Origin of the sequence: Enterobacter cloacae complex sp. P2B (assembly GCF_014895985.1) — a bacterium.
Lineage (GTDB): Bacteria > Pseudomonadota > Gammaproteobacteria > Enterobacterales > Enterobacteriaceae > Enterobacter > Enterobacter bugandensis.
Window position 1 is genome coordinate 15,517 of the sequence record NZ_JADBQQ010000002.1, and the last position, 16,450, is coordinate 31,966.

Annotated in this window: 18 protein-coding genes; 10 read left to right on the plus strand and 8 right to left on the minus strand. The window is 56.8% G+C overall.

What is annotated here, in order from left to right:
* The first annotated feature begins 3 nt into the window (after positions 1–3).
* The 5 genes from sufC (at position 4) to IM313_RS00750 (ending at position 4,754) form a co-directional block, all read left to right on the plus strand.
* A complete protein-coding gene (gene sufC / locus IM313_RS00730; protein ID WP_041910384.1) occupies positions 4–750 on the plus strand; it encodes a Fe-S cluster assembly ATPase SufC in 747 nt (248 codons plus the stop codon).
* A complete protein-coding gene (gene sufD / locus IM313_RS00735; RefSeq protein WP_192970958.1) occupies positions 725–1,996 on the plus strand; it encodes a Fe-S cluster assembly protein SufD in 1,272 nt (423 codons plus the stop codon). Before sufC ends, sufD begins: the two co-directional genes overlap by 26 nt.
* Positions 1,993–3,213 carry a cysteine desulfurase SufS gene (sufS, locus tag IM313_RS00740; RefSeq protein ID WP_192970959.1) on the plus strand — a complete coding sequence of 407 codons (1,221 nt, stop codon included), beginning with the start codon at positions 1,993–1,995 and terminating at the stop codon, positions 3,211–3,213. Before sufD ends, sufS begins: the two co-directional genes overlap by 4 nt.
* A 13-nt stretch (positions 3,214–3,226) precedes the next feature.
* Positions 3,227–3,643, plus strand: coding sequence for a cysteine desulfuration protein SufE (gene sufE, locus IM313_RS00745; RefSeq protein WP_028012869.1), 417 nt, complete (start codon positions 3,227–3,229; stop codon positions 3,641–3,643).
* Positions 3,644–3,740: 97 nt separating this feature from the next.
* Positions 3,741–4,754 carry a L,D-transpeptidase family protein gene (locus IM313_RS00750; RefSeq protein WP_192970960.1) on the plus strand — a complete coding sequence of 338 codons (1,014 nt, stop codon included), beginning with the start codon at positions 3,741–3,743 and terminating at the stop codon, positions 4,752–4,754.
* Positions 4,755–4,814: 60 nt separating this feature from the next.
* Here the strand turns inward: IM313_RS00750 and lpp are convergent, their stop codons facing one another.
* The 4 genes from lpp to IM313_RS00770 all read right to left on the minus strand — a co-directional run bounded on the left by lpp (position 4,815) and on the right by IM313_RS00770 (position 9,678).
* On the minus strand, positions 4,815–5,051 hold the full coding sequence (gene lpp, locus IM313_RS00755) for a murein lipoprotein Lpp (RefSeq protein WP_001082307.1): 237 nt from the start codon (positions 5,049–5,051) through the stop codon (positions 4,815–4,817).
* Between the two features lie 309 nt (positions 5,052–5,360).
* The gene (pykF, locus tag IM313_RS00760; protein ID WP_049000817.1) at positions 5,361–6,773 is read right to left on the minus strand and encodes a pyruvate kinase PykF; all 1,413 of its coding nucleotides are present in this window, start codon (positions 6,771–6,773) and stop codon (positions 5,361–5,363) included.
* 377 nt (positions 6,774–7,150) lie between these two features.
* Positions 7,151–8,296, minus strand: a complete 1,146-nt coding sequence (locus tag IM313_RS00765; RefSeq protein WP_049000819.1) for a PLP-dependent aspartate aminotransferase family protein — start codon at positions 8,294–8,296, stop codon at positions 7,151–7,153.
* A gap of 11 nt (positions 8,297–8,307) precedes the next feature.
* Positions 8,308–9,678 (minus strand): cystathionine beta-synthase, encoded by a 1,371-nt coding sequence (locus IM313_RS00770; RefSeq protein WP_192970961.1) that lies wholly within the window; start codon positions 9,676–9,678, stop codon positions 8,308–8,310.
* A 400-nt stretch (positions 9,679–10,078) separates the two neighbouring features.
* Here IM313_RS00770 and IM313_RS00775 point away from each other — a divergent pair, with 400 nt between their 5' ends.
* The 4 genes from IM313_RS00775 (at position 10,079) to fumD (ending at position 12,918) form a co-directional block, all read left to right on the plus strand.
* Positions 10,079–11,101 (plus strand): methionine ABC transporter ATP-binding protein, encoded by a 1,023-nt coding sequence (locus IM313_RS00775; RefSeq protein WP_192970962.1) that lies wholly within the window; start codon positions 10,079–10,081, stop codon positions 11,099–11,101.
* Positions 11,094–11,762, plus strand: coding sequence for a methionine ABC transporter permease (locus IM313_RS00780; protein WP_028012874.1), 669 nt, complete (start codon positions 11,094–11,096; stop codon positions 11,760–11,762). The genes IM313_RS00775 and IM313_RS00780 overlap by 8 nt, the downstream gene beginning before the upstream one ends.
* 23 nt (positions 11,763–11,785) lie before the next feature.
* Complete coding sequence (locus tag IM313_RS00785) at positions 11,786–12,598, plus strand: MetQ/NlpA family ABC transporter substrate-binding protein (protein ID WP_028012875.1); 813 nt, start codon at positions 11,786–11,788, stop codon at positions 12,596–12,598.
* A gap of 110 nt (positions 12,599–12,708) precedes the next feature.
* Positions 12,709–12,918 (plus strand): fumarate hydratase FumD, encoded by a 210-nt coding sequence (gene fumD, locus IM313_RS00790; RefSeq protein WP_028012876.1) that lies wholly within the window; start codon positions 12,709–12,711, stop codon positions 12,916–12,918.
* Here the strand turns inward: fumD and IM313_RS00795 are convergent.
* Genes IM313_RS00795 through IM313_RS00810 form a run of 4 tightly spaced genes read right to left on the minus strand, consistent with a single transcriptional unit; the run spans position 12,899 to position 15,963 of the window.
* On the minus strand, positions 12,899–13,585 hold the full coding sequence (locus tag IM313_RS00795) for an amino acid ABC transporter permease (protein ID WP_028012877.1): 687 nt from the start codon (positions 13,583–13,585) through the stop codon (positions 12,899–12,901). The two genes, fumD and IM313_RS00795, sit on opposite strands and share 20 nt — an antisense overlap.
* On the minus strand, positions 13,569–14,315 hold the full coding sequence (locus IM313_RS00800; RefSeq protein ID WP_192970963.1) for an amino acid ABC transporter permease: 747 nt from the start codon (positions 14,313–14,315) through the stop codon (positions 13,569–13,571). Before IM313_RS00800 ends, IM313_RS00795 begins: the two co-directional genes overlap by 17 nt.
* Positions 14,315–15,130 (minus strand): amino acid ABC transporter ATP-binding protein, encoded by an 816-nt coding sequence (locus IM313_RS00805; RefSeq protein ID WP_192970964.1) that lies wholly within the window; start codon positions 15,128–15,130, stop codon positions 14,315–14,317. Before IM313_RS00805 ends, IM313_RS00800 begins: the two co-directional genes overlap by 1 nt.
* A gap of 2 nt (positions 15,131–15,132) precedes the next feature.
* Positions 15,133–15,963, minus strand: a complete 831-nt coding sequence (locus tag IM313_RS00810) for an ABC transporter substrate-binding protein (RefSeq protein ID WP_071993779.1) — start codon at positions 15,961–15,963, stop codon at positions 15,133–15,135.
* Positions 15,964–16,204: 241 nt separating this feature from the next.
* On the opposite strand from IM313_RS00810, the gene IM313_RS00815 reads away from it, so the two are divergent.
* On the plus strand, positions 16,205–16,372 hold the full coding sequence (locus IM313_RS00815) for a hypothetical protein (RefSeq protein ID WP_032644868.1): 168 nt from the start codon (positions 16,205–16,207) through the stop codon (positions 16,370–16,372).
* Positions 16,373–16,450: the final 78 nt, after the last annotated feature.

Consider the following 16,450-nt stretch of genomic DNA (forward strand, 5'->3'; position numbering starts at 1 on the left):
CACATGTTAAGTATTAAAGATTTACAGGTTAGCGTGGAAGAGAAAGCGATCCTGCGCGGTCTCAATTTTGACGTCAAGCCGGGTGAAGTTCACGCCATCATGGGGCCAAACGGCTCCGGGAAAAGTACGCTTTCAGCGACGCTGGCGGGACGCGAAGATTACGAAGTGACAGGCGGCTCGGTCGAATTTAACGGCAAAGATCTTCTGGAGATGTCGCCGGAAGACCGCGCGGGTGAGGGCATTTTTATGGCCTTCCAGTACCCGGTGGAAATTCCGGGTGTCAGCAATCAGTTTTTCCTCCAGACGGCGCTGAATGCGGTGCGCAAGTATCGCGGCCAGGAGGCGCTGGATCGCTTCGACTTCCAGGATCTAATGGAAGAGAAGATCAAACTGCTGAAAATGCCGGAAGACCTGCTGACCCGCTCGGTCAACGTCGGCTTTTCCGGCGGCGAGAAAAAGCGTAACGATATCCTGCAGATGGCGGTGCTGGAGCCCGAGTTGTGCATTCTGGATGAGACCGACTCCGGTCTGGATATCGACGCCCTGAAGATTGTCGCCGACGGGGTGAATTCCCTGCGCGACGGCAAGCGCTCGTTCATTATTGTCACCCACTACCAGCGCATTCTGGATTACATCAAGCCGGACTATGTCCACGTGCTTTACCAGGGACGTATTGTGAAATCCGGTGATTTTACGCTGGTTAAACAACTGGAGGAGCAGGGCTATGGCTGGCTTACCGAACAGCAGTAATGCGCTCCAGCAGTGGCACCGGCTGTTTGAGGAGCAGGGTAATACGCGCTCCGAGCAGGCGCAGCAGCACCTGCAGCAGATGCTGCGCCTCGGCCTGCCGACGCGGAAGCATGAGAACTGGAAATACACCCCACTCGACGGCCTGCTGAACGGCGAGTTTGTGACGCGTCTGGCGGAGATTGACCCGGTCCGGCGCGACGCTCTGGCGCTGACGGTGGATGCGGTGCGTCTGGTCTTTGTCGACGGCGTCTGGCGTCCAGAACTGAGTGATGACGCCCGGGATAGCGGGTTCGATATCGTCATTAACGACGACCGCCAGAGCCTGAGCACCCCGGTTCAGCCGGAAGTCTTCCTCCACCTGACCGAGAGCCTGGCCCGCAGCGTGACGCATATTCAGGTCAAGCGTAACCAGCGTCCGGCAAAACCGCTGCTGCTGATGCACATCACACAGGGCGTGGAGGGCGATGAGATCAACACCGCGCACTATCGCCATCACCTTGAGCTGGCGGAGGGGGCGGAGGCCACGGTAATCGAACATTACGTCAGCCTCAACGAGACCCGCCATTTTACCGGGTCGCGGCTGACGATGAACGTTGCCGCTAATGCGCAGCTTCACCACATTAAGCTGGCGTTTGAGAATCCGCAGAGCCATCATTTTGCCCATAACGATCTTCTGCTGGGCCAGGATGCCGCGGCGTACAGCCACAGCTTCCTGCTCGGCGGCGCGGTGCTGCGCCACAACACCAGCACGCAGCTTAACGGTGAAAACACTACGCTGCGCATCAACAGCCTGGCGATGCCGGTGAAGGCAGAAGTGTGCGACACGCGCACCTGGCTTGAGCACAACAAAGGCTACTGCAACAGCCGCCAGCTGCACAAAACCATCGTCAGCGATAAAGGGCGGGCGGTGTTTAACGGCCTGATTAACGTGGCCCAGCACGCCATCAAAACCGACGGGCAGATGACCAACAACAATCTGCTGCTGGGGCGCCTGGCGGAAGTGGACACCAAGCCGCAGCTGGAGATCTACGCCGACGACGTAAAATGCAGTCACGGCGCGACGGTCGGTCGGATCGACGACGAGCAGATGTTCTACCTGCGCTCGCGAGGCATCGACCAGCAGGCGGCGCAGAAAATGATCATCTACGCCTTTGCGGCGGAGCTTACGGAAGCGCTGCACGATGGCGTATTGAAGCAGCAGGTGCTGGCCCGCATTGGTCAGCGTCTGCCCGGAGGCGAAGCATGAGTTTTCCCGTAGAGAAAGTGCGGGCCGATTTCCCGGTTCTGACCCGTGAAGTGAACGGCCTGCCGCTGGCCTATCTCGATAGCGCGGCCAGCGCGCAGAAGCCGAATCAGGTGGTGGATGCGGAAGCCGAGTTCTACCGCCACGGCTACGCCGCCGTGCATCGCGGTATTCATACCCTGAGCGCCGAGGCGACCCAGCGCATGGAAAACGTGCGCACGCAAATTGCAGCCTTCCTCAATGCACGCCTGCCGGAAGAGCTGGTATTTGTGCGCGGCACAACCGAGGGGATTAACCTCGTCGCCAACAGCTGGGGCAACGCCCAGGTGCGCGCGGGGGATAACATCATCATCACCCAGATGGAGCACCACGCCAATATTGTGCCGTGGCAGATGCTCTGCGAGCGTGTCGGCGCGCAGCTGCGGGTCGTTCCGTTGAACGACGATGGCACGCTGCAGCTGGAGCAGCTTGACGCCCTGCTGGACGATAAAACGCGGCTGGTGGCGGTCACCCAGGTCTCTAACGTGCTGGGCACCGAAAACCCGGTGACAGAGATTATCGCAAAAGCCCATCAGGCCGGCGCGAAGGTGCTGATTGACGGTGCGCAGGCGGTGATGCACCACGCGGTGGACGTGCAGGCGCTGGAGTGTGATTTCTACGTATTCTCCGGGCATAAGCTCTATGGCCCGACCGGGATTGGCGTGCTGTATGTGAAAGAGGACATCCTGCAGGCGATGCCGCCGTGGGAAGGGGGCGGATCGATGATCGCCACCGTCAGCCTGACGGAAGGGACGACCTACGCCCGCGCGCCCTGGCGTTTCGAGGCGGGCACCCCCAACACCGGCGGGATTATCGGCCTGGGGGCGGCGGTGTCTTACGTCTCCGCAATCGGCCTCGACGCCATCCAGGAGTACGAACAGCTGCTGATGCACTACGCGCTGCAGGAGCTTGCCAGCGTGCCTGACCTTACCCTGTATGGCCCGGCTGACAGACAGGGCGTGATTGCCTTTAACCTGGGGAAACACCATGCCTATGACGTGGGAAGCTTCCTCGATAATTACGGCGTGGCCGTCCGTACCGGCCACCACTGCGCCATGCCGCTGATGGCTTTTTACCAGGTGCCGGCAATGTGCCGCGCATCGCTGGTGATGTATAACACAATGGAAGAGGTCGACAGGCTGGTGGCGGGGCTTAAGCGCATTCACCAGCTGCTGGGCTAAGAAGAGGCAAAAGATGGCAGAACTGCCGGACAGAGACAAATTGCTGCGCAACTTTGGGCGCTGTGCAAACTGGGAAGAGAAGTACCTTTATATCATCGAGCTGGGGCAGCGTCTGCCGCCGCTCGGAGAAGAGGCGCATAACCCGGAAAACATTATTCAGGGCTGCCAGAGCCAGGTGTGGATTGTGATGGAGCAGTCTGACGACGGCACTATCGCCCTGCACGGCGACAGCGATGCGGCCATTGTAAAAGGGCTGATTGCGGTCGTCTTTATTCTTTACCACCGGATGTCGGCGCAGGATATCGTCGCGTTCGATGTCCGCCCGTGGTTTGAAAAAATGGCCCTGACCCAACACCTCACCCCATCCCGCTCCCAGGGGCTGGAAGCGATGATTCGCGCCATTCGCGCCAAAGCTGCAATCCTTAGCTAGACTTACAGAACAGCATTCATTCTGTTTCGCGAGGTGGTTCCCGCCTCGCTGGTTTTTCAGCTTTCTGGCATCCTGCCAGTGAATAAGGAATCTCAGCATGAAGCGCGCGTCTCTAATAACTCTATTACTCCTCAGTTCGCTCGGTACGTTTAATTCGGCCCGCGCGATGGACTATCCGTTGCCGCCCGCAGGCAGCCGTCTGATCGGGCAAAATCAAACCTACACGATACAGGAAGGGGATAATAAGCTTCAGACTATCGCCCGTCGGTTTAATACGGCGGCGCAGGTGATCCTTGAAACGAACAATACCATTGCGCCAGTAAACCCGGCGCCGGGTACCGTTATCACGATCCCGTCGCAGATGTTGCTGCCGGATACCCCGCGCGAAGGCATTGTGGTTAACCTGGCCGAGCTTCGGCTCTACTACTTCCCGCCGGGAGAAAATATTGTCCAGGTCTTCCCGCTCGGCATCGGACAGCTGGGGCTGGAAACGCCGGTGAGCACCACCCGCGTCAGCCAAAAAATCCCTAATCCAACCTGGACGCCAACGGCGGGCATCAGAGCGCGTTCCCTGGCCCAGGGAATTAAATTGCCTCCCGTCGTCCCGGCGGGGCCAAATAATCCGCTGGGGCGCTATGCGCTGCGTCTGGGAATTGGTAATGGGGAATATCTTATTCACGGCACCAGCGCGCCGGACAGCGTAGGTCTGCGCGTCAGTTCCGGCTGTATGCGAATGAACGCCCCGGATATTAAAGCCCTGTTTGAACAGGTGCGGGTCGGCACGCGGGTACAGATCATCAACGAGCCGGTGAAATTCTCGGTTGAGCCGGACGGTAAACGTTATATTGAGGTCCACCGTCCGCTGGCGCAGGTGGAGGGCGAGAACCCGCAGATTTCGCCCATTACCCACTCGGCAGACTTTGCCTCATTTGTTTCTCAGGCCGGAAGCGATAAGGCGTTAATTGATAAAGCCCTGGCGCGCCGTGCCGGGATCCCGATTGTCGTATCCGCGGGTAGCGGCCCGTCGGCCAGCAATAGCGTGTTGTCGGTGCAGAACAGCCGGGTGTCTGCTGCGGTAGCAGAAGAGGAAGGGGAAAAGGTAACGCAGTAGCAGTTTGACGCAGGCAAAAAAAATGGCGCACAATGTGCGCCATTTTATTAACAGGTACTATTACTTACGGTATTTAGTAGCCTGGTTGTCCAGACGCTGGTTAGCGCGAGCTGCGTCGTCTTTAGCAGCCTGAACGTCGGAACGCATTGCGTTCACGTCGTTGCTCAGCTGGTCAACTTTAGCGTTCAGAGTCTGAACGTCAGAAGACAGCTGATCGATTTTAGCGTTGCTGGAGCAACCAGCCAGCAGAGTAGAACCCAGGATTACCGCGCCCAGTACCAGTTTAGTACGATTCATTATTAATACCCTCTAGATTGAGTTAATCTCCATGTAGCGTTACAAGTATTACACAAACTTTTTTGGGTTGAGAATATTTTTTTGATGGGAATACGCCTATTTTTGATCGTTCGCTCAAAGAAGCATCGAATCAGTGCGTTTTGAGTAAAAAGCTATGTAAAAAAAGGCATTTTTCATCGGATTCATCTTAGATAAATCGCATTTAAATAGAAAAACCCGATTTGCTTTTTGAATGAATTTGGCTAATGCCGGGAATAAAAAAAGCGCCCATTGGGCGCTTTTTATCAAATTTAATTCGTTCGTGAATTATTACAGCACGTGAACGGAGGCAGTATTGGTTGTTCCGCTTGGTACCAGAGCACCAGAAACCATTACAACCACGTCGCCCTTCTGCGCCAGACCGCTTTCCAGAGCCATTGCTTTACCCTGAATGTAGAAATCGTCAGTCGAGGCGATCTCTTTGACCAGGTGCGCAACCACGCCTTTGCTCAGCACCAGCTGACGTGCGGTGGTTTCGTTGGTGGTCAGGGCCAGGATGGTGGCATCCGGGAAGTATTTACGCACTGCGCGCGCAGATTTACCGCCCTGGGTCGCAACAACAATCAGTGGCGCTTCCAGTTTCTCAGCGGTTTCTACCGCACCGCGGCATACTGCTTCAGTGATGCGCAGCTTGCGGCTGTCGTTGTTGAAGTCCAGACGGCTGGTCATCACGCGGTCAGTACGTTCGCAGATGGTCGCCATGATGCCGACCGCTTCCAGAGGGTATTTCCCTTTCGCGGATTCACCGGACAGCATTACTGCATCGGTACCGTCGAGGATGGCGTTCGCCACGTCGCCTGCTTCAGCGCGGGTAGGGCGTGGGTTTTTGATCATGGAGTCCAGCATCTGCGTGGCGGTGATAACCACTTTACGCGCGCGAACACATTTCTCGATCATCATCTTCTGCGCGAAGATCACTTCTTCAACCGGGATTTCAACGCCCAGGTCGCCACGAGCAACCATGATGCCGTCAGACGCTTCGAGGATTTCGTCGAAGTTGTTCAGGCCTTCCTGGTTTTCGATTTTGGAGATGATCTGGATCTTCTCGCCGCCGTGGGCTTTCAGGTGCTCACGAATTTCAACCACGTCGGAACGCTTACGGATGAAGGACGCCGCAACGAAATCAACGCCTTGTTCGCAGCCGAAGATCAGGTCCTGTTTGTCTTTCTCCGCCAGTGCTGGCAGCGCGATAGAAACGCCCGGCAGGTTAACGCCTTTGTTTTCGCCCAGGTCGCCGTTGTTCAGCACTTTACAGATAACCTTGTTACCTTCGATAGCGGTGACTTCCATACCGATCAGACCATCGTCGACCAGCACGGTGTTACCCACGGACAGATCGCTGGTGAAGCCTTCATAGGTGACCGCAACGATTTCGCTGTTACCAATAACGGATTTGTCGGTAGTGAAGGTGAAGGTCTGGCCCGCTTTCAGAGAGACGTCGTTACCGCCTTCCAGTTTGATGGTACGGATTTCCGGACCTTTGGTGTCGAGCAGGATCGCCGCTTTTTTACCGGTCTTGCTCATCACGTTGCGCAAGTTCTGGATACGCTGACCGTGTTCTGCGTAGTCACCGTGGGAAAAGTTCAGACGCATCACGTTCATGCCGGCGTCCAGCATTTTGCTCAGCATCTCTTCGGATTCGGTTTTCGGGCCGATAGTACAAACAATTTTCGTCTTTTTCATGACAGTCTTAGTCTTTAAGTTGGGAAGGATATGGAAATCTCGCTCCGGGGGCGCACCGCCGCGGAGTCAAACCTGTGTTGCAAAAGAGTATATGACACGCACTAAGGATAGGAGACATCAAATGAGCGTGCAGAAGAAAGTGTGCCTGAGTGACAGCCCAACGAAGGAGAGGAGAAGTTGTACGTTGTTTTTTGTATTCCAAGCGCTGAAACCATTCACCAGGGATTTGGCGCGCATTATACGCTAATTTTAAGATAAAAGGAAAATGGAAACGGTGTTTCAGAATTAATCAATGCCGTTTCACATAATATTGTTATCAAGGCGTTAAGCCATGATGACAACTTTTGGCGGCAGGTGAGCGACCTGCCGCCGTTTGCTTATTTTTGCAGCGCCTGGCTGAGGTCGGCAATCAGGTCTTTTGGATCTTCAATGCCTACCGAGAGGCGGATCAGCTGCGGCACAATACCGTTTGCCAGCCGTTGCTCCAGCGGAATCGAGGCGTGCGTCATGCTGTAAGGCTGGCTCACAAGGCTCTCCACCCCGCCCAGGCTTTCCGCGAGGGTGAACAGCTTCAGGTTGCGAATCACCTCGGTGGCGCGTTGCGCATCGCCTTTTACCACGACGGAAATCATGCCACCGGGCAGCGCCATCTGCGTGCGGGCTAGTTGGTACTGCGGATGTGATTCCAGGCCGGGATAGAATACCTTTTCGACCAGAGGATGCTGCGCCAGCCATTGCGCAATCTCCAGCGCGTTGCTGCTGTGCTTTTCTACCCTCAGCGCAAGCGTGCGGATACCGCGCAGGGTCAGGAAGCTGCTGAACGGATCCAGGACACCACCGACCGCATTTTGCAGATAGCCAAGCTGGTCCGCCAGCGCCGGATTATCTCCCACCACTGCCAGCCCAGCCACCACGTCAGAGTGGCCGTTAAGGTATTTGGTGGCGGAGTGCACCACGATATCGAAACCGGACTCCAGCGGACGGTGGATCACCGGCGATGCGAACGTGTTATCCGCCACGCTGATGACGTTATGACGACGGGCGATCGCCGCAATGGCCGCCAGATCCGCCAGCTTCAGCAGCGGGTTGGTCGGCGTTTCGACCCACACCATGCGGGTCTCCGGGCGAATGGCGGCCTCAAGCCCGGCCAGGTCGTCCGGCTTAACCCAGCTGACCTGCAGGCCGGTGCTGCGTTTGCGCACGTTTTCAATCAGGCGGTACGTCCCGCCGTAAACGTCATCAATGGCGACGATATGGCTGTCTTTATCCAGCAGCTCGAGCACCGTGGAGATGGCCGCCAGACCGGAAGCAAAGGCGTAGCCGCGCGTGCCGCCTTCCAGTTCGGCGATGGCGGTTTCCAGCGCATGGCGCGTTGGGTTGCCGCTGCGGGAATACTCATAGCCGGTATGCTCGCCCGGTGACGGTTGCGCAAACGTCGACGTGGCGTAAATCGGCGGCATGACGGCGCCGTGCGGGTCGTTGAATGCGCCGCTGTGGACGCTCAGGGTTGCCAGGTTTTTCATCGTTTAATCCTTTATTGCTGTAGACGATTGCGCCACGCGGTCAGGACGTCGCTGCGCGTAATCAGACCGAGAAAACGGTCATTGTCGTTAATGACGGCCACCAGACCGCGGTCGAAGATGGCGTGCAGGGCACTCTCCGTGGCACGTTTATCGAGAAATTCCACCTGACGGGTCATGGCCGCCGTGACCGGCAGGGCAAAGCGGTCGCCGTCGCCGCCGATATGCCGCAGCAGATCCCACTCGTCGATAATGCCCACCACCTTGCCGTTCTCCAGGACCGGCAACTGAGAGATGTCATACAGACGCATGCGTGCCAGTACGGTGGAAAGCGTATCGTCCGGCGCGGCGGTGACGGTAGCGCCTTCATCATGGCGCAGGGCAATGTAGTCAGAGAGGTCGCCCGCCTGAGGGCGCGTGATAAGCCCCTGCTGGCGCATCCAGTCGTCGTTAAACATCTTCGAGAGATACTTATTGCCGCTGTCACAGGCAAAGGTCACCACGCGCTTCGGCGTGGTCTGCGCCTGGCAATACTTCAGCGCCGCCGCCAGCAGCGTGCCGCTGGAGGAGCCCGCCAGAATGCCTTCCGTCTTCAGCAGCTCGCGCGCGGTGGCGAAGGCTTCGCGGTCGGAGATGCGCCAGGCGCGATTCACCCCTTCGATGTGGGCCAGCGGGGGAATAAAGTCTTCGCCAATGCCCTCCACCAGCCAGGAGCCCGCGTCGTGGTAGCGTCCGGTTTCCACCTGGTCAGCGAGAACGGATCCGGCCGGGTCAGCCAGGACAAACTCCGTGTGCGGAGAGTGCTCGGCGAACCACGCCTGCAGGCCACCGAGCGTACCACCTGAGCCGACGCCGACGACGATGGCGTCAATCTTGCCGTCAAGCTGTTCATAGAGTTCCGGTGCCGTGGTGGTGCGGTGCGCCAGCGGGTTGGCCACGTTATTAAACTGGTCGATGTAAAACGCGCCGGGCAGCTCGTTGGCCAGACGCCGGGCGTAATCCTGGTAATAGGCGGGGTGGCCCTTATTCACGTCCGAGCGGGTCAGCACCACCTGAGCACCCAGCGCGCGCAGGTGGAAAATCTTTTCGCGGCTCATTTTGTCGGGCACTACGAGGATCAGCGAGTAGCCTTTCTGGGCGGCGATCAGCGCCAGGCCGAGGCCGGTATTGCCCGCCGTGGCCTCAATAATCGTGCCGCCCGGCTGCAGCTGGCCGGTACGTTCCGCTTCGTTAATCATCGACAGCGCAACGCGGTCTTTAATCGAGCCGCCGGGGTTCTGGTTTTCCAGCTTCAGAAACAGCGAGCAGGGACCGGTATCAAGCTTATGCAGCTGGATCAGCGGCGTGCGGCCAATCAGTTCGGTGACGGAGTGGTAAATCGTCATGATGTTTTCCTTTCGGGATGTCATGACGGGATGATAGGGCGGTGAAATTTTCTCAATAAAGAACCATTCACTGCCGTTTAGAACGGAAAGGAATATAAATACCGTTTTTGGATGTCAGGACAGCAAGACGTAAAGTTGTCTGGATGTGAGGATGGCTATATCGGCATAAAATGCTGAAAAAATGACCGCTTTTACGGAAGGTAAGCCAGCATATATGCGTCTCGTAGATAATCATTGCTGAAATTGGTCTAAATGCTTCCCACCCGGTAAATCCGGTGTTTATTTCCGAAAGTTATAACACATTCTTTTTTGTTCATTTAAAAGCTGATAACGCCTGTTTACTATCGTTTGGACATCCATACTTCTAAACCGCCGAGGGCGGCACGGATAACGAATAAGAATGATTGTACTGAGCAATATTTCGAAGGTTTTTGACAACGGAAAGGTGGCACTCACAGCCGTTGATAACGTCAATTTGACGATAGAGCAGGGACAAATATACGGCATTATCGGTTACAGCGGCGCCGGGAAAAGCACGCTGATTCGCCTGCTGAACGGTCTGGAGAAACCCAGCGCCGGGAGCGTCACCATTAACGGGCAGGATATCTCCGCCGCAAAAGGTGAAGTGCTGCGCCAGGCGCGCCTGAAAATCAGCATGGTGTTTCAGCACTTCAACCTGCTGTGGTCGCGCACGGTGAGTGAGAACATTGCTTTCTCTATGCAAATTGCCGGTGTGCCAAAAGCGAAGATTAAGGCGCGCGTCGCCGAACTGGTGGAGCTGGTTGGCCTGAAAGGACGCGAAAATGCGTATCCGTCGCAGCTGAGCGGCGGGCAAAAGCAGCGCGTGGGGATTGCGCGCGCGCTGGCCAACAACCCCGACGTGCTGCTCTGCGATGAGGCTACGTCCGCGCTCGACCCGCAGACCACCGATCAGATCCTCGATCTGCTGCTGGACATTAACCGCCGCTTCAAACTCACCATCGTGCTGATCACGCACGAGATGCACGTGGTGCGCAAAATCTGCGACCGCGTGGCGGTGATGGAGAACGGCAAAGTGGTGGAAGAGGGCGACGTGCTGAGCGTCTTTACCCATCCACAGCAGCCGATTACGCAGCAGTTTGTCCGCCAGGTGAGCCAGTACGCCGAGGAAGAGACCTTCAATACCGAACTGGCAAACGATCTGGAAGGCACGGTGATCAGGCTGACCTTTACCGGACACAGCACGCATAAGCCGATTGTCGGGGAACTCACCCTGCGCTACGGCCTGCCGTTTAACATCCTGCACGGAAAAATGACGCAGACCGCCCACGGTGTTTTCGGGCAGCTCTGGGTCCACGTGGCGGCATCCGATGAACAACTGAACAATATCCTCGCCGACCTGCAGCACAGCGATATTGAAGGCGAGGTAATTAAACATGTCTGAGAATCTCTTTCCGCATCTCAAGTGGGATCAGCTCTGGGCTGCAACGCTGGAGACGCTGTACATGACCGCGCTGTCCGGCGTGGCGACCTTTGTTCTGGGCATCGTGCTGGGCCTGGCGCTGTTTTTAACCGCGCGCGGTGGCTTGTTCCACAACCGCACGGTCTACAGCGTCATTTCGATAGTGGTGAACGTGTTCCGCTCGATTCCGTTCATCATTCTCATCGTTCTGCTGATCCCGTTCACCAAGACCGTCGTCGGCACCATTCTTGGTGCCAACGCGGCGCTGCCGGCGCTGATCGTGGGTGCCGCACCGTTCTACGCACGCCTGGTGGAAATTGCCCTGCGTGAAGTGGATAAAGGCGTGATAGAAGCCACGCGCTCGATGGGCGCACGGCTTAGCACGCTCGTGTTTCGGGTTTTACTGCCGGAATCATCACCTGCACTGGTATCAGGTATTACGGTGACGCTGATTGCGCTGGTGAGCTACAGCGCCATGGCGGGGGTGATTGGCGCCGGTGGTTTAGGAAATCTGGCTTATCTGGAAGGATTCCAGCGCAACCATGGTGACGTCACGCTGGTGGCAACGGTGACCATTTTAATCATCGTTTTCATTATCCAGTTCTGCGGCGATGTCATTACTTCACTGTTAGATAAACGCTAATAAATACACACAGGAACCACATCATGAAAAAGACACTGACACTGATCGCCGCCGCAACCCTGAGCGCCCTGAGCTTCGCCTCCTGGGCCGACACCCTGACCGTGGGGGCATCCAACACGCCGCACGCCGAAATTCTGGAGCAGGCCAAGCCGATTCTGGCGAAGCAGGGTATCGACCTGGAGATTAAACCGTTCCAGGACTACATTCTGCCGAACACTGCGCTGGCGGGTCATGACATCGACGCGAACTATTTCCAGCACATTCCTTACCTGAACAGCGTGCTGAAAGATCATGCGGGCGATAAAGACTACGATTTTGTCAGTGCGGGCGCGATCCACATTGAGCCAATCGGCATCTACTCAAAAAAATACAAATCCCTGAAGGACCTGCCGGAAGGCGGCAAGATCATCATGCGTGATGCGGTTTCCGAGGAAGGCCGTATTCTCTCCATCTTCGAAAAAGAGGGCGTGATCAAGCTGAAGCCGGGCATCGACAAAGTGACGGCGCGCATCAGCGATATCGTTGAGAACCCGAAAAAACTGAAGTTCACGCCGAACGTGGAAGCGTCCCTGCTGCCGCAGATGTACAACAACGACGAAGGCGACGCGGTGGTGATTAACGCCAACTATGCGATAGACGCCGGTCTGGATCCGGTTCACGACCCGATTGCGGTAGAGAGCGGTGAAAACAACCCGTACGCCAACATCATTACTGTGCATCGCGGCGACGAGAAAAAGAAAGACATCGTCGCGCTGGTGAACGTGCTGCACTCCAAAGAGATTCAGGACTGGATCCGCACCAAATACAAAGGCGCGGTCATTCCAGTAAACAACTAATTATTTGATTTTCCAGATGAAGCCCGGCGAGATCCTCGCCGGGCTTCTTTTTTGTATCCGGCGGGAGAATCATTTAAGCTCAACGTTTAACAGGCAATGGAGTGATGACGATGGGTAACGTGACCAAAGATGAAGCGCTGTACCAGGAGATGTGCCGGGTGGTCGGAAAGGTGGTGCTGGAGATGCGTGATTTAGGGCAGGAGCCGAAGCATATTGTCATTGCGGGCGTGCTGCGCACGGCGCTGGCGAACCAGCGCATCAAGCGCAGCGCACTGACAACCGAAGCGATGGAAACGGTGGTTAAGGCGCTGGCCGGCTAACGCGCCAGCGTTTCGCGACCTGTTCAAGCGAGCAGCAGAGCAAGTAATAGACCGCACCCGTAAAGATAAAGATGGCCGCCGGGTAGATTTGCACCCGGTTATTGACCTGTCCCGCCACCGTTGTCAGCTCCGGGACGTTGACGATGAATGCCAGCGACGTATCCTTCAGCAGGCTGATAAAAATTCCCACCAGCGACGGCAAAATATTTCTCAGCGTCTGCGGCAGCAGCACGCGCCACAGGGTTTGCTGCGTGCTGAACCCCTGAGACAGCGCGGCCTCGTTTTGACCCGCTGGGAGCGCCCTGAGCCCGGCAAAAACCGAATGCATCACCGATGCCGCCGTAAACCAGGCCAGCGCCAGCGTCACGGTCAGCGCCCCCGGCAGATCCCCTCCGGTGATCAGCGGCAACAGATACCACATCCAGAAAATCACAAAAATCAGGGGAATACCGCGAATCAACTCCGCCCACAGAAAAAGCCCCCTGCGCACCAGCCCAGGATAGCGCCAGGCGAGGCACGCCAGCGTCACGCCGCCGGGAAGCGCAAGCAGGGCGGCCCCTGCGGCCATCAGCAGCGAAAGCAGTACGCCGCCGGGTTCACCCGCTGCCGTTCGTCCCCACAGCAGATAATCCAGGTTTTCGACAATAACGTTAAATCCTGTAACCATCTTTTTTCCTCCCTGAATGCGGACCGACGCGCACCAGCACCATCCCCATGACAATGCCGGTAAGCAAATAGAGCACCGTACCGACGATAAACGCCTCCATGGCGTGGGCGTTGTAACTTTCAATCTGCCGGACCTGGTAGGTTAGCTCAGCGAAGCCAATCCCGCTGGCGAGCGAGGAGAGCTTCATCAAATTGAGGTACTGGCCGACAACGGGCTGCCAGGCGTTGGCGAGCCCCTGCGGCAGAAGGATGTAGCGAAATAAACGCCACGAGGAGAACCCTTGCGCCAGCGCCGCTTCCTGCTGTCCGGCAGGAACAGAACGCAGTCCCGATGCCGCTTCCTCAATTAAAAACGCCGAAGTAAAAACGCCCAGCCCCCAGGCAGAACATAAAAACTCAGGGGTAAACCACCAGACGTCGCCGGGCAGAATTGACCAGCTGTGATCCGCATTCACCGCGTCTCGAAAGCCCTGCGGTAACCCGTTCCAGGCGGCGAAATACCAGAACAGCAGCTGGACCAACAGCGGCGTATTGCGAAACAGCGATACCCAGCCGCTGACGACCGCATTCCCGATGCGTCCACCGGAAAGACGCAGGAGCAAAAAGAACGGTGCAAGCAGGCTGGCGATCAGGCCCCCCGCCAGCGTCACCCACAGGGTGGTGAGAAATCCGGAGAGTATCCACTGCAGAGGCTGTCCGGCCAGCACGCCCTGCCAGTCGAGGGCGGCCATCAGAGGTGCTCCTGGTGCAGCGGGTTCAGCACTTTTTGCAGGAAACGCTGCGCCCGGGGATGCGACGGTTGACTGAAAAATTGTCCCGGCGGCGCGGTTTCAAGAATCTGCCCGCCGTCGATAAAGACAATCCGGTCGGCAATTTCCCGGGCGAACTGCATCTCATGAGTCACGACAATCATGGTGATCCCGCTATGGGCAAGGGTTTTCATGACGAATAACACTTCGCCAATCATCTCCGGATCGAGCGCCGACGTCGGCTCGTCGAAGAGGATGATCTGCGGCGACGAGGCCAGGGCGCGGGCAATCGCCACGCGCTGCTGCTGGCCGCCGGAAAGTTCAGCGGGGAAGTGGTTAGCCTTTTCCTGCATTCCGACCTTCTCCAGCAGCGCCAGCGCGCGCTCCTGTGCTGGCTGCGGCTTCCAGCCGTGCACATGCTCCAGTGCGAGGGTGATGTTCTGGCTGGCGGTGAGGTGGGCATACAGATTGAACTGCTGAAACACAAATCCAACGCGGCTGCGCAGCTGACGCAGCCTGCTGCCGGAAAGCTGCCCGGTCGGCTTGCTGTCGACCAGGATTTCCCCGCCGCTCAGGGTTTCAAGCTGATTGATAAGACGGATCAGCGTTGATTTACCCGAACCGGAAGGGCCGAGAATAGCAACCACTTCACCGGGCGTGATGGTGAGGTTAATGTCGCGTAAAACCTGATGGTCGCCGTAGCGTTTGTCCACGTGACGAAACTCAACGCTGGCCTGTTCCAGATGTGAAAAATCCGCGGCACCGGCCGCGGAGTGGGAAAATAAACCTGAGAGCATAATTACCTGGCTTCTATTTTAAAGGCGCGAGGCTGTGGAGCGGGCGTGTTTGGGCCAAACCAAACGTCATAGATTTTTGCCGCCTGACCGTTCTTCTCGAGATTAACCAGCTCATCGTTGACGGCTTTCAGCAGCGCCGTTTCACCTTTCTTCACCCCGACGCCAATTTCTTCTTTACTGAGCAGATCGGGCAGGATTTTGAAGTTCGCTTTATCCGGAGCCTGTGCCAGCAGGCCTGCAAGAATTGTGCTGTCCTGGGTAATGGCCTGCACGTTGCCGTTGCGCAGCGCCGTCAGCGCCAGAGGAATGTCGTCATAAGCCAGCACGCGGGACTGCGGGAAACGCTGGTGGAGCGCCTGTTCACCCGTGGTGCCTTTGACCGCGCCAATGCGCGCCCGGCTGTATTCATCCAGCTTATCGGGCGATTTGGCGGGAACCAGGAACTGTTGTCCGGTCACGAAATAGGGGGTGGAGAAATCAATCACCTGCGCGCGTTCCGGGGTGATGGTGATATCCGCTACGATCAGGTCTGCTTTACCGGACTGAAGCAGCGGAATTCGGTTGGCCGGATTGGTGGCAACCAGTTCAAGCTTCACGCCGAGTGATTTTGCCAGTGCTTTGGCAAAGTCCACGTCGTAACCCACGATCTCGTGCGTTTTTGCATCAATTGAGCCAAACGGTGGGTTGGCGTCAAACGTGGCGACTTTCACCACCCCCGCGGCCTTAATATCCTCCAGCCGATCGGCCAGCGCCTGCGCTGAAAACAGGCTCCCGGCGGCCAGTAATCCCAGAACTGCCGTCCCTTTTTTAAACCTTTTCATCTTTGCTGCCATAGTCATCGTTCGTCCCGTTGTTTTTGTTTTGCACCGTTACGCTCCCATAAGCAAAAGCTATCGCCAAATAAGAAAATGTTCTTTGCTCTATACAAAAAAGCATTAGTGAACAGTGTGTTACCGGCAGGTAAATGTAAGGAGCTATTTGCACTTCCTGCACATTGACTGCCGGAATTGATATTTCCGCGGCCAGGAAACGCGTGCTTAACTCAGGGCTGGTGAAGCGAGAGGGGTAAAGGCAATGAAAAAATGGATCGGCACGCTACGGCGGTTTTTTGCGACCCGGCCAGCGAATGCGGAGAACAGCGCGCAGCGTGTTCTGGAGTCAATACTGCCTGTTGCCAGCCTGTATGGCGTGGACGTCGCTAACATCGACCCGGAGTGGTTCCATGATAAAACGTCACGCTGAACTTCGCCGCACGCGCGAAACGTACTGGAATGAGCTGTGCGTGATCCGTGTAAAGCAGGGATGAACGGAAAAATACGC

What these genes read in the sequence shown, in the direction of transcription:
- sufC (WP_041910384.1), top strand. Translation starts at nt 4, where the DNA reads ATGTTAAGTATTAAAGATTTACAGGTTAGCGTGGAAGAGAAAGCGATC.
- sufD (WP_192970958.1), top strand. Translation starts at nt 725, where the DNA reads ATGGCTGGCTTACCGAACAGCAGTAATGCGCTCCAGCAGTGGCACCGG.
- sufS (WP_192970959.1), top strand. Translation starts at nt 1,993, where the DNA reads ATGAGTTTTCCCGTAGAGAAAGTGCGGGCCGATTTCCCGGTTCTGACC.
- sufE (WP_028012869.1), top strand. Translation starts at nt 3,227, where the DNA reads ATGGCAGAACTGCCGGACAGAGACAAATTGCTGCGCAACTTTGGGCGC.
- IM313_RS00750 (WP_192970960.1), top strand. Translation starts at nt 3,741, where the DNA reads ATGAAGCGCGCGTCTCTAATAACTCTATTACTCCTCAGTTCGCTCGGT.
- lpp (WP_001082307.1), bottom strand. Translation starts at nt 5,051, where the DNA reads ATGAATCGTACTAAACTGGTACTGGGCGCGGTAATCCTGGGTTCTACT.
- pykF (WP_049000817.1), bottom strand. Translation starts at nt 6,773, where the DNA reads ATGAAAAAGACGAAAATTGTTTGTACTATCGGCCCGAAAACCGAATCC.
- IM313_RS00765 (WP_049000819.1), bottom strand. Translation starts at nt 8,296, where the DNA reads ATGAAAAACCTGGCAACCCTGAGCGTCCACAGCGGCGCATTCAACGAC.
- IM313_RS00770 (WP_192970961.1), bottom strand. Translation starts at nt 9,678, where the DNA reads ATGACGATTTACCACTCCGTCACCGAACTGATTGGCCGCACGCCGCTG.
- IM313_RS00775 (WP_192970962.1), top strand. Translation starts at nt 10,079, where the DNA reads ATGATTGTACTGAGCAATATTTCGAAGGTTTTTGACAACGGAAAGGTG.
- IM313_RS00780 (WP_028012874.1), top strand. Translation starts at nt 11,094, where the DNA reads ATGTCTGAGAATCTCTTTCCGCATCTCAAGTGGGATCAGCTCTGGGCT.
- IM313_RS00785 (WP_028012875.1), top strand. Translation starts at nt 11,786, where the DNA reads ATGAAAAAGACACTGACACTGATCGCCGCCGCAACCCTGAGCGCCCTG.
- fumD (WP_028012876.1), top strand. Translation starts at nt 12,709, where the DNA reads ATGGGTAACGTGACCAAAGATGAAGCGCTGTACCAGGAGATGTGCCGG.
- IM313_RS00795 (WP_028012877.1), bottom strand. Translation starts at nt 13,585, where the DNA reads ATGGTTACAGGATTTAACGTTATTGTCGAAAACCTGGATTATCTGCTG.
- IM313_RS00800 (WP_192970963.1), bottom strand. Translation starts at nt 14,315, where the DNA reads ATGGCCGCCCTCGACTGGCAGGGCGTGCTGGCCGGACAGCCTCTGCAG.
- IM313_RS00805 (WP_192970964.1), bottom strand. Translation starts at nt 15,130, where the DNA reads ATGCTCTCAGGTTTATTTTCCCACTCCGCGGCCGGTGCCGCGGATTTT.
- IM313_RS00810 (WP_071993779.1), bottom strand. Translation starts at nt 15,963, where the DNA reads ATGGCAGCAAAGATGAAAAGGTTTAAAAAAGGGACGGCAGTTCTGGGA.
- IM313_RS00815 (WP_032644868.1), top strand. Translation starts at nt 16,205, where the DNA reads ATGAAAAAATGGATCGGCACGCTACGGCGGTTTTTTGCGACCCGGCCA.